General features: G+C 39.1%; 9 protein-coding genes. 8 read left to right on the top strand and 1 reads right to left on the bottom strand.

Annotation, left to right across the window (positions count from 1 at the left end):
* The first annotated feature begins 286 nt into the window (after positions 1-286).
* From H6G76_RS25810 to H6G76_RS38130, 7 genes are all read left to right on the top strand, one after another.
* Entirely contained in the window at positions 287-757 is a 471-nt protein-coding gene (locus H6G76_RS25810; protein WP_190707521.1) for a hypothetical protein, read from the top strand.
* A gap of 15 nt (positions 758-772) precedes the next feature.
* A complete protein-coding gene (locus H6G76_RS25805; protein ID WP_190707518.1) occupies positions 773-2,014 on the top strand; it encodes a ParM/StbA family protein in 1,242 nt (413 codons plus the stop codon).
* Positions 2,015-2,211: 197 nt separating this feature from the next.
* Positions 2,212-4,410 carry an ATP-binding cassette domain-containing protein gene (locus tag H6G76_RS25800; RefSeq protein WP_190707515.1) on the top strand — a complete coding sequence of 733 codons (2,199 nt, stop codon included), beginning with the start codon at positions 2,212-2,214 and terminating at the stop codon, positions 4,408-4,410.
* Positions 4,411-4,580: 170 nt separating this feature from the next.
* Positions 4,581-5,780, top strand: a complete 1,200-nt coding sequence (locus tag H6G76_RS25795) for an AIPR family protein (RefSeq protein WP_190707512.1) — start codon at positions 4,581-4,583, stop codon at positions 5,778-5,780.
* A 5-nt stretch (positions 5,781-5,785) separates the two neighbouring features.
* Positions 5,786-6,181 carry a hypothetical protein gene (locus tag H6G76_RS25790; RefSeq protein WP_190707510.1) on the top strand — a complete coding sequence of 132 codons (396 nt, stop codon included), beginning with the start codon at positions 5,786-5,788 and terminating at the stop codon, positions 6,179-6,181.
* A gap of 205 nt (positions 6,182-6,386) precedes the next feature.
* Positions 6,387-6,833: a hypothetical protein gene (locus H6G76_RS25785; protein ID WP_190707506.1), complete on the top strand. Its 447-nt coding sequence runs from the start codon at positions 6,387-6,389 to the stop codon at positions 6,831-6,833.
* Positions 6,834-6,871: 38 nt separating this feature from the next.
* Positions 6,872-7,465, top strand: coding sequence for a restriction endonuclease (locus H6G76_RS38130; protein WP_190707503.1), 594 nt, complete (start codon positions 6,872-6,874; stop codon positions 7,463-7,465).
* Here H6G76_RS38130 and H6G76_RS25775 read toward each other — a convergent pair.
* Positions 7,462-7,998 (bottom strand): hypothetical protein, encoded by a 537-nt coding sequence (locus tag H6G76_RS25775; protein ID WP_190707499.1) that lies wholly within the window; start codon positions 7,996-7,998, stop codon positions 7,462-7,464. The genes H6G76_RS38130 and H6G76_RS25775 overlap by 4 nt on opposite strands.
* A 61-nt stretch (positions 7,999-8,059) precedes the next feature.
* On the opposite strand from H6G76_RS25775, the gene H6G76_RS25770 reads away from it, so the two are divergent.
* A complete protein-coding gene (locus tag H6G76_RS25770) occupies positions 8,060-12,781 on the top strand; it encodes a hypothetical protein (protein ID WP_190707496.1) in 4,722 nt (1,573 codons plus the stop codon).
* Positions 12,782-12,801: the final 20 nt, after the last annotated feature.

The raw sequence follows: 12,801 nt of genomic DNA, 5'->3' as shown, positions 1-12,801 counted from the left end.
GTGGTGTTTATAAACTCTAATTAAGATGATGAAAAAAGTTTTGAGCTAGTAACGATTGCGAAAAAGTTGAAAGTAAAATTTTCAAGCTATGAAACCAAATAATATATAACAATTGTTCGATAAAAAAAGAGTTAAATAATCAGTTAGAATTTTGAATACTAGTTCGGCTAAAGTTAGAAAGTTGAAAACTTTTAATAAGAGAGTAATTAATTGCAGCCAAGCTAAAGAATAAATAATGCCATAATTATTAAATATCTGTGTTGCGGTAGTTAGAAATTGATAACCTATGGGCGAACCGAAACAGAAAGTAATTTCAATTAAACGACCAAATGAGAGTATAGACGGGAAAACAATTAACTATTTACAATCTCATCCATTTGAAATAGGAATGGATTTTCCCGAATTAGTAATGTTCACGCTCAAAGTATATTGGCTACCTCTGGTAATGCTTTCGTTAGGGGTGAGAGATGAACAGCTTAGACAAACAGGGATTTGGGCAATTGGGCAATTGGAAGCACAAATTAGCTCTATCAGACGAATTTGTGGAATCGAGCAAGACCCAGTAGCTATAACATCGTTACTCAAGCCTCAAATTTCCATCACGACATCATCGGAAAACGTACCTGTCTTAGGAAATATGTCCCAAGAGCAATTCAATTCTAGAGAGCATCAAGATGATGAGGATGATGAATGGATGGAAATGGAAGTACCAGAAGAAGTGAAACAGGCTAATCAGATGTTGGGATGGAACGGTTAAACGAAGGGTAAAAAGATGAATAAAAGTATTAATGCTGCTCCTAAAGAGTACACAAAAGTTGTGCTGACGCTGGATTTGGGAGCAAGTACAGCAAAAGAGATAGCCCAAATATATCCAGACGGAGTACCAATAGTAGTAACAATGGAGCCGGAGATAGCAGATGTAGGGGCTGGGACGATTGAGTATTTATCGAGTCAACTTCTGCAAGACAATACAGTGTGGATTGGAATTGGGGAAGAATATTATGTCTTGGGATCGCTATCAAGAAGTATGTTTGCTGGGTCATCAGCGATTCGAGATTTGAAATACAAGTATGCTTTACCAAAAATAGCAGCATTGACTTGGCTGGCAATCCGACGCTTAGGAGTGAAAAATGATTTGGAAGTTTATGTACAAATATTGCTACCACCAGGAGAAATAGCTACTGCCAATAATTTAGGAAAACAACTGACGCAGTTGCTAAAAGCAGGTGTAAAAACACCAACAGGGAAATTCAAATGCAAAGTACGAAGTTATAACGCTGCGTTGGAAGGGTCTGGACTGTTGGCATATCGCAGTCGGAACGAGAATATAAACTATTTCCAAAAGAATGTAGGAATGCTAATGTTAGGTTATCGTAATGCTAGTTTCACACTAGCTGTCAAAGGTAATTCATCAAAAGCTGAATCTACAGATTTAGGGATGAATTGGGTAGTGGATCAGTTTGTAGAGCGAACTGCTGTAGGGTTATCTAAAGAAGATTCACGCTTAATTGCAGCAATAGTCGAAGCCGGAAATGGGAATTATGATTCATTACGCCGTTTGTCACGCAAAACTAAACCGGAAGAAATTAAGCAGGATGTAGAGTTGTTTCGCAAAGTTTTACCTGTAGTTCGTGAAGAATACACCCGTGCTTTACTAAGATGGGTGAAAAATATAGCCATCATGGATGAGGTAATAATCTGCGGTGGGACAGCTACATTTGTACGTAAAGAGTTAACTCAACATTTTGAAGAAGAAGGAATTCCCATCTGTTGGAATGGAGGTATGGAGCTTCCTAAATATCTAGATACAAAAGGATTAGGCGATAGAGTAGCTGATGTTTGGGGATCTCATATCAGTCATATCAAGATGTTGGATGGGAGTTTCAAATACGACCGTAAGGGCAAACCTTTAGTTCCTGACTATTATGTTCAACCAATCAATGCTGCTGCCCCGACTGAGATTTTACCAAAAAATAGGTATTCAGTAGCTAAACAAAGAGCTTCAAAGACTTGAAAAACTTTGTAGTTGTGCGAAAAATCTAAAACCGCAAGATAGGGATGTTAGACAGAAGCTCTGTCTAACATCCTCAAAGGCTGTTGCTGTAGGAGTTTTAAAATTTGAAGACCTTTTAATTAGGCAATAGATGATTTATGGCTTGAGTTGCTGTATTATCGGCAGAGGACAAAAACAGAAATACTCCCCAACTATATATGGAGACTCTACATCTGCTCGTCCACAAGAATCCCGTCCAAGAATATTCAATTGATAATGCTTGTTTTGCGGATAATAAATCTTATGTAATTGGTAGTGGTAAAGCTTGTAATTTAGTGATAGACGATCCGAGTGTGGATGTACTTCACGCGATCGTTGCCAGACAAGACAATAAATACTATTTGGCGGATCTTGACAGTGGGCAGGGAACAAGAATTGGAAGAATTAGACTCCAACCCAAGCAAGGTTATCTCTTGTCGCATGGAACTTTAATACAAGTCGGCAATGTAATTATTGAAGTAGAAATTATCACCCCAGCATTACAACAACCCAGTTCAGCCCAAGTAAAAATGCGCTCACCATTTATCACAACATCAGGGCTAAGGTTAGATGCAATCGGGCTGAATAAAAGCTCTAGACCGATGTTTGGCACGACTTTACTCAACGATATCTCACTGTCGTTCTTACCGAGAGAATTTGTCGTAATTGCGGGAGTTAGCGGCGGTGGCAAGTCAACATTGATGAACGCGCTCAATGGGCAACGTCGGGCTAAAGGAAAAGTTTTGATTGATGGTACTGACTTATATAAAAATTACAACGCATTCAAAAATAGAATAGGCTATGTGCCGCAAGATGACATTGTTCATCTCGACCTAACGGTATCAGAAGCACTCAATTATGCTGTCCAACTGAGGCTCCCTTTTGCATCTACTAATCTTCAACAAGAGCGTGTAAAAGAAGTAATTGAACAACTACAATTAACAGTGCAAAAAAATCTGCCAATTGCACGACTTAGCGGTGGTCAGAGAAAGCGAGTCAGCATTGGAGTAGAACTTATTAGCCATCCCAGTTTATTTTTTCTAGATGAGGCGACAACTGGGCTAGACCCTGGTACAGAACGCCAAATTATGGAAGTGCTGCGATATGTAGCTGATGCTGGCAGTACAGTAATTTTGATAACTCATGCCACCAAGAATGTAGCACTGGCGAATTTAGTCGTGTTTTTAGCAAAGGGTGGACGGCTGGCATACGTAGGGCCACCGAAATTAGCATTTAAATATTTCCAAGTGCAGGATTTTGATGCCATTTACGACAAGGTAGAGCGACAACGCACTCCTCAGCAGTGGGAAAATTATTTTCGCGTATCGCCATACTACGAAAGATTTATTAGTGAGCGCATTGAAGGGTTGCCGCCAAGAAGTAGCATACCATCGGCTCTCAAGCTCTCCTTCATGCAGCAGGTATCGGTTTTATGCAGACGCAATTTAGCGATTTTGCTCAAAAATAAGATGAGTTTGGCATTGATGATTTTAGGTGCGCCAATTTTAGGGTCACTGAATTTCGCATTGTGGAAATCAGATTTATTCAGCACCAAATCAGGGAATGCAGGACAAGCAATCTCGATGCTATTTGTGGTGGTAATCATGGCGGTCATGTCTGGTTCACTGGCCACTATGTCAGAGATAGCAAAAGAAAGACCCATCTACAAAAGAGAGCGAAGTGTTGGTTTGGAGGTAGCACCATACTTAGCATCAAAATTGTTTGTGGCATTGATATTAGCAATTTACCAATCCGCAGTATTGCTGTGGTTTATGCTGGCAGCAGTAGAAATTCCGGGTGCAGCTACAAACATAACTGGGATGTACTTCACCTTGTTTTTAGCGTCATTTAGTAGCTGTGTGATGGGGTTAATTATTTCTGCGATCGCTCCCAATCAAAGCGTTGCCCCGTTGTTAATTCTGATTGCTTTAGTGTTGCAAATTGTGTTTGGCGGTGGAATTAAAGCAACAGATCACTTAGATGATAATGCCAAATCTTTCAGCCAATTAATGGTATCAAAATATTCGTTTGAATCTTTGGTATCGCTATCAGGATTAGGTACTGATGTGGCAGATGATGTCTGCTGGCAGAAATCAGAGTATCAGAGAAAATCATTACCTTTGGCGCAAATAGCACAATGTAAATGTTACGGAAAGAATGTGTTTACCAAATGCAAATTTCCGGGGATAGGAAGATTCAAAAGGTCATCATCATTGAATAATGATTTTTTGAAAGTAAACTTGTTAATTCAGGGAATTTTAGATGGATATGAAAGTGTATTTTATACCGATGTTAATGAAAATAACTTTGCCCTGATTAAGCTGGCTACGGCGATGATTGGTATTATATTTGTAGTTTTGTTAATGAAAATAAATTAGAAATAGAAAATAGTTTAAATATAATTAACAAGATTTGCTAGAAATAAATATCCTGAAATGTGGCAGATAAAATTGAACTTTACTTCTGGTTTATCAGGTATTTATTACTAAAAATAAACCGAAGTAGGTTAAATGGTTAACATCCAAAATACGACTCAAACAAGAAGACTATGCCTAAGAATTGGACATTAAAAGTAGACCAGTTTTTTCATGCAAATTCCAACTGTATTATTGCTACTGCTCATGTAGATAGTTTTCCTGCCGACTTGCCGCTAGAACCAAATATTCGGGAACCTAACCGTAAAAGTACAACATACAAACAAATCTTTGAATCATTGACGGGTGAACCTGAAAAGTTCTTTGGGCGAAGTAACGGAATTGTATTGTGTGTCAACAAAGTTAAGGCAAATAAGACTGAATTAGAACTTGAAATTTTGGAAGCTTGTGAAGGTGGCAACGACGGTATTGTTAATGGTGGACATACAGTAAGAGCGTTTGAAGAAGCTAGAAATAACAAATATGACCTATCCAAAGCGCGTGTTAAAGTCACAATTCACATAGGGCTAAATGAAGACGATGCCAAAGACATAGCCCTAGCATCAAACACATCAGCCCCAGTCGATGCGCGTTCTAAAGTAAATGCTAGGGGTGATTACAAATTTATCAAGCGGTTTTTAGCTCAACTAGAGCATGAAGAAGACATAAAATTTCGCATTGCCTATTACCAAAACCAAAGCGGTGCGCCGAAAAGTCCCCAGTGTAACGTTAACCATTTAATTAAGTTGATGAACTGCCTGGATAGAAATAAATACAACCCAGACTCAAAAAGCAGAACTAAACACCCTCCTGTTAGTAATACACCGTCCTTGAGTGAGGCGGAAAGGCAAAGGCTATCCTCATTACTGCCGTTACTGCCCAAAGCTTTGTGGATTGAGCAACGACTGTTTAAAACAATTGAAGAACATATTACCAACCCCAGAAGGAAGAAAGGAATAGTTGACCTGGCCTCAATTGACCCACGCAAAAATACACTCTTGCCTGATAGCCGGTATTCATTTGGGTTTGGTGCGCCTGCGGATATTGCTATGCCAATCATCGCCGCTTACCGAGTGTTCTTGGATGAAAAATACAACTGGATAATACCGTTTGAGGAGTTTGCCGAAGATTTTCTACAGCATTTATGGACGAATTATTACCGTAAGTATTTGATATCAGAGAAGCTGGCAGGAAATACAATCGGCAGCAAAATCTGTCGCAATCCGGTGATTTGGGATAACCTCTATGTTTGCGCCCAAAGTTACCTGAATCAACAGTTGATGAAAATGGTTAGCTCCAACACTAAACGCGAAGAATTGAAACTTGCACGGTAATTTATATGACACAAGCTCAAGAACTCGTAAAATTCGCCCAAGAACAGAATTTTGATGAGCGTTATCTAGAATATTTTGGGGATGTGTGGCGAGAAGCTGAGGTGGAAGATATTTCCAAAATGACTATGAAAGATGCCGAGCGTACTATGCAGGTTTTGTCTGATAGTGAAGCGTCCGTTGAATTTGTCAAAGCATGGTTGCTTCAAGCTATTCAACAAGGTATGCCATCCCAGGTTTTGGAATATATTATGCAGTCTGATATTGATGGCGATGGTAGAACTCTGGCACAGAAAATCTTTCAGGATGGCACAGATCCTTTCGAGGCAGATACATCAGGAGTCTCAGCAGCACAAAAATACTTTGATAACTCTCAAGACCAAGATTTTGAGCTAGAAATTTAGCATAAAATCAATAATTTTTCCAGAAACTATCGTACTGATTTTTTCAGTACGATAGTTTATTGATTTTGTCAGGATAGAACATTTAAACTCTGGCTGGAATGTAAATACAGATACGTGTTCCCCTCATAGTACGGTTAGGAGAAAAAGTTTGTTTGAGAATGTCAGGCTTCTTCAACAAACAGATATCCTCGTCTAACAGTATTGTGTGGCTCCACCCTCAAGGATCATAGGTGCAGAAAAATCTTCTGCACCTTTACTCAAAATTGAGAAAAATATGACACAACTACTTAACAACACATTAAATGGCACTAATTCACAAAAGTTAGCCAAAGTAGACTTCTTAACATCAACATCCCAAGAACGTCAAGAACAATTAGAAATCTTGTTGTGTCAGAAAGCCCAACAAGGAGAAGATGTCTCTGGATGTACCGAGGCCTTGTATTACTTTCTTTATAAGCACAGAGACTGTGACACATTAACCAAGGTTTGGAATCAAACAGTAAAAGAAAAGTCAGTGTTTAACGCTCTTCAAAGAGTAGCTATCACCGCCTTTTCCATCTTAGGAATGATTGCATTGTTTCATGGGGCATTCAAAGATGCAAAGCCATCGTCATCCTTCAATGCTCCATCTGGGGTTGAACGATCGCATTAATCAATTGCCATAGTGAATATCAAGTTGAAGGTTGATAAGTGGAAATAATCGTTTCCATCATTGTTGTAGTAGTTCTTATTTGGGCATTAAGTCCAAACAAGAACTTTAAACGACGAGCTAAGAGGAAGAAATCACCTAAGAATCAAACAAAACACCAGCGTAATATTAACCACGCTAATGCTATTAGGCAATGGCTTCGCAGCAAAAACCCTGAAGCTGAATTACCAACAGTAATAGCGACATTACGTAAGATTGATCCTTACGTTTTTGAAGAATTACTGTTGGCTTGCTGCCAAGAACAAGGCTGGCAAATTGAACGCAATCTTAAGTATAGCGGCGATGGTGGCGTTGACGGTCGGGTTTGGATTGCGGACAGTTTATATCTGATTCAAGCCAAACGGTATGCAGATTATATAAATTCACAACACATCCAACAGTTTCAACAAATTATTCAGCAAAGGAGTGCTAGTGGTGGATTCTTTATTCATACTGGAAAAACTGGGGACAAATCAAAACAAATGATTAATGACTGTCCCCAAGTAATTCTAGTGAGTGGTCAGAGGTTGGTTGATTTTGTTTTAGGTAAGCCTATCAAAATAACATCAACCTCACTGTTATCTCAAGATATTTAGATGAAAGGTGGTGTGTCTAAATCGAAGGGCAAACTGCTAAGTTCTTCATTATTTCTCAAGTCTACCTGCATTTGTTCTAGACGTTGTTTGTAGGTTCGACTTGAGGCACGTAACCTATTCATTTCTTGCTGACCAAAATTGATGCCGATTGCTGCTTCTCGCTCTGATACCCGATTATAGTTATCAACATCAATTTTCTTGCGCCTTTCCATTTCTTCTAGCCAGCTTTGACTAGTCCCCTTTATAAGTTCAGATTCAAGGTATTCGGCTCTAAGAGAACCATCAGGGTTGAACTGTTGTTTTTCTGTAGGAGTGAAGAAATCGTAAGCAGTGTACTCTATCCATTCTTCTGGTTGTGTTTCGTCTAGGTGTTTCCATTCATCAAATTCTGCCTTCAATCTATGAGCATAGTCATCAACAGCTGCCGGATTTCTCCCTGAAGATATTTTTTGTTGCCTGACTTCATCCCTCATTGTCCCATCAGGTAAAAATTCTTTTTTGTGCATATTAAACCATCGCTTGGTTCTGGACATATTTATTTTCGACATAAGTAACATCTCGCAAAATTGATAAATTTTTAATATTTGAAGATAAATGACTCTAGAATTTAAACACTTCGACACTAGATTGAATACTTGGATTCATGTGGATGGAGATAGCAAGAATCCTCAATCAATTTTAACTGAAAAGCTGGACAATACTCTACTAGAATTTTATTTTCCTGGCAAGAAATTTTCTTTTGGACATTTAGATGAATATAGTACACCAAAAGACTTAAAAAATCATCCAGATGGATATACTCTTTTATTATCTTCTAAAACCAGATTACTGTATGGTTTGCCAGAATGTTTAGAAGTAATTAACAAGTTATGTCCTGATAGAAAAGACCGGGGTGCTTATGGTTCAATATTTTTAGGGTCTTGTAAGAGTTCTATTAACGAAACCCTAAACATTCTAGTGGTTAATGATGATTCAGAACCAGATGAAGCGGGTGAAAATGGAGGAATAATTAAAAGGGAAGATGCCTTTAAATTAGTAGGCGACTGTTATGGGCAAATTTCAACTCAATTATATGACAAATTAACTAAAAGGGAAGAACAGCAAGACAAAAGTTATCGTGTCATTCAGCATCGCTTTGGCTGGAAAGAAGGAGATAGAGAAGATAGTAAGTATAGGTTTGGTAAAGGGACATTACGCCCCAATAATTTAAGTAATGTAGAATATTTAGATTCAAATAATAAACCTAAAATTGACCTAATTCTCCCTCTCTCCAGCTTCAAAGGCACAGATAAGGATCGCCCAGGTGGAGCCATTAAACCCCAAATTCAGCCAGGACTCTACAGACAGAAAATCTGGTTAGGCGAAAAATCACAATCAGAGCGTGGTAAAACAGCAATTTCACAACTATTAGCATCATTCCCTCAAGGAATTAAAGACTTTGCGGAGGAACTAGAAGCCCAAGCCCAAAAATTAGCCGAATCCCAAAATGACCCTAGAAAAGTTGCTTTAGCTTACTGTCAGAAGTATGAACAGCGCAAAGCTTTTACTGAAGAACAGAAATCATCTTTAAAAGCAGAGATTTTTGAGCAAGTTGCTGATGGTTCACTTGTTAAACAATTAGAATTACTCATTAGGAATCACGCTGAAGAACAATTTGAAGCAAGTGATGACTCAGATGAGAAATTAGAAAAAGATGATTTATTAATGTATAAACTGATTAAGGCTGATTTAGTTGGAGGGCATAATCAGCTTTTAGAAACGGAGAAAGTTAGGAAAGAACTTAGTAAATTTGTCCAAGGCGAGTGGCGTGATATTTCCCTGGGGCGGACGCTGAGTTTTGACCGAGCCATGATTATTCCATCCAAGGACTTGAAGAATGGAGAAATTTGTGTGCCTTGGTTGGATGAAGGAGAGAAAGTTTTAAACTTCCGCTCTCCGTTTCTTAACTCTAATGGTTTGTGTGTATCTACTAATAAACTTATTGATGATTGTTTAGGCCCAGATGGTACACGTCTAGAAGGAATTATTGTTGTCAATGATGAAGACCATAAACGTATCAAAGCAAGATTACAAGCAAATGAAACAGCACTACTAGAAACAGAATCCCAACGCCAAGGACGCGATTTTGATGGTGATTGTATAGGGGTAGCACTTGCGAGTAAGTATCCCAACTTCACAGCCGAAGCAGAGTATAGGACTCTGCCAGCCAACGCTTATCTTCCTACTGTCAAAGAAAAGAAACAATCATTTTATATAAATGGTAAACAACCACCATTTGAAGAAATCGCCATACACATGAGCGATAGTATCAGCGTGGGCGTGATTAATAATCAAGTGACCGCATTAGAGGCATTAGAATCGGAAATTGAGATTTTAAAAACTTACGGAACACCTGAGCAGAAATCCCAATATTTAGACCGAGTATTAGCACATTATCAAAAACTATTATCAGCTGAAAATTACGAACACCCCAAGCCAATTAGAGAAGAATATAAGCCATATATACAAGAGTTTGTAGCATTGGCTCAAAATCCTAACAGAAATCCTGAAATTATTTTTCAGGCAATGGATAAGAATCGCTTGATGTACAGGAGCATGATTGAGGAGGCTTGTTACCACAACCAAATTGCTGTGGATTTATTTAAAAGTTCTAAAAAGCCAGCAATGGGTTTAATTAGAGAAAATAACCGTTATTTATATCGCCAAGTTGATTATATTAAAGATAAAAAATCCCCGACAGCGTATTTAAATTCTGGAATAAAAACTGAGGGCTATTCCCCAGTAGAATTATTAATTAACCAAACAAATAAATATTTCCAAGAATCAAAACTGGAATCACGCCCCATAGTTCAATTTGGTGATTTATTTAAAGGGGTCGAGTTTACTCCACAGCAGAGATTTAGTGCGATCGCTGCCAAGTACGAATTTGACCGCTTGTACAACGCTGCCGTAGCAATGGAGCGGCGGAGGGACAGTGAGCGTGGCCCCAGTGCAATTATTCAAACGCCGCAAGGGTCAAAACTGGAGATGACAAACTTAATTAGATACGAGCATCCTCTCATGTGGAAAGCTCAAACTATTAATTTGAAACTAGAGGTGGACAAGCGCTCCTCAAAATTATTGGCACTCGCCCAAATAAATAATGAAGTTGGGAATGATGGACAACCCCAATACCGTAAGTTAGGTACTCTTAGCCTTCAGTCGGTTGAAGAATACAACTTCAAGCCAGGTACAAAGGCCAACAACGCTTCATTGGTTGAATTTAAACCCCAACTCAGCCGAGGGCAGACGAAACTAATGTTCCAGCAAGCGTACCAATTTGCCCAAGCATATCGAGAAAACATACCAGAGCAAGATAGATTGTCGGCGGCGGCAGCAGCGTGGAGTGTTGGGGCGGCACGACAAGATGAATTAGAGGATAGACAGTCTGATAAAAGCCCTATTTACAAAAAAAATCCTAACTTTGTGTTCGCGGCGTTTGGTGATGAGATTGTCTCCCGGTTAGGGGAAATGCAATTTACCGACCTAAGAGTTGGGACTTTAAGCAATGAGGCGAACAACTTCAAAGGCAAAGAGTGGAATCAGGATGAGAAATGCTCAATTGAAATTAGGGCATCGCACCACCCACCTGAACATGAACGCCACGGCTTAAGATTAGTGTTTGTTGCCGATAAGGATGGGGAATATAAAGAGTTCGCGCCACTAGAACCAAGAACGGGACAATTACCAATTGGGACAAAGGCCATCGCTAATGTGTTACCAGGGGAAACTTACACAGCCAATGCAACAATTTCTCTGACAGGGACAGAGCCAGTAGAGTTTACTATCAGAGAAATCAAGAAATTCTCCCACTCAGACAGGATATTTCATGGTGAATTTGTGACCTTAGAGATTGGTAAAGTACCAGTACCCACAGGGGTAGTGAAAATCCAACTGGATGGTAAAACTTTAGGTGAACTAGACGCAGATTCGATTAAACAACTTCAGGCAGTAAATTACATTAAAGATGGCAATCCACTCAACCTAAAACTGACAACTATATCAGACAAGTATAATGCTTTTGTGATTGCCGAATCTCCAAATGGCAATTTACTAAAGATTGATAAAACTAATTCTTACAATTTTAAAGACCAGAAATTTAACGATACTGATTTCCGAAGACTTACCTTAGATGTACCGCAATCTCAAATAAGAGATGCAGTGTTTTTGGATGGGGAACCACTAGGAGTTTTACATTTCAAGAAAGATAAAGAAGCACTCAAACAATTAGGGGTTCTCAATTTTGGAAAGCTAACTCTAGTACCAGCCACATTGCAAAGTAATATCTCAACAACAATGATGGTTCAGATTGACCCAACTACTATTGAATATCCTGAAGTTTGGGTGAAAGAAAACCAAGTGTTTGGTCAACAGATAGCTAATCAAGAACAACAAAGAGAAATCGAAAAAACTGCGGCGATTTTGTACCAAATCAAAGAACGTCCAACTATGTTGTTTGCTACGCCAGAAGATAAAATGCTGGGGCTAACTCAATTGGTAGTCGATAATCATAAAGTTGAGACTGTAACTAAGTGGCTGACTGACAAAAACATAGCGACTGCCCAAGTGCCACCAGAGGAAGTCCCACTAGAAACTAAGAAGGGATTGGCTGTTTTTACCTTGGCTAACTCGTCCATCCCAGAACCAGTTTTTGAGGCGATGACCCTAAAATTTGGGGAAGTGATTGAGTCTTCCGAACAATATCAACAGAAAGTGCGTAGTCTGCCAGATAGACCAAAGCATCTCAAACCGCTACAGTCACGTCATTCAGTAACGTTATCCCAAACGCCACCACAGCAGCAAAACTTTGCCCCACCTAGCCAAGAATCTCAAACCGTAACCATCGACCATCTGCGCTCGTGGTACATTGCGGCTAACAACCTGGGTAAACCTGAAGAATACAAACAACGAATTGTCGAAATTGCGAATGAATTTAAAGCTACCAATCAATTATCAGCAAAAGCTCTGGCTGCAATGGAACAAGATACACTCAGCCGAGTTGCCCAAATTTCTCAGAAAATAGCATCAAACTTGGGTCAGCGTGGAGAAGATGGTACTACCCGTGTCGCCGGGAAAATCTATGATTTGTCTTTGAATTCTGAACGCCAAGATTTAGTGATCGCACACAAAAATGGCGATGTAATTTTGCGTGTGCAGGCTGGGCAAGTGCAAATTAATAAAGTTACTCCTCAAGTTTTGCAAGACTTCGAGAGTGCCAACACTAAACTTGATGAGGCTTTAGAAAGTAAAAAACAAACGGCAGGAATACAAAGATAAATAAATTGAAGAGAAAAAAT

Origin of the sequence: Nostoc sp. FACHB-152, from assembly GCF_014697475.1 — a bacterium.
Lineage (GTDB): Bacteria > Cyanobacteriota > Cyanobacteriia > Cyanobacteriales > Nostocaceae > Nostoc_B.
Note: the sequence above shows the minus strand (reverse complement) of the source record. Positions and strands in the feature narration are given on the sequence as shown.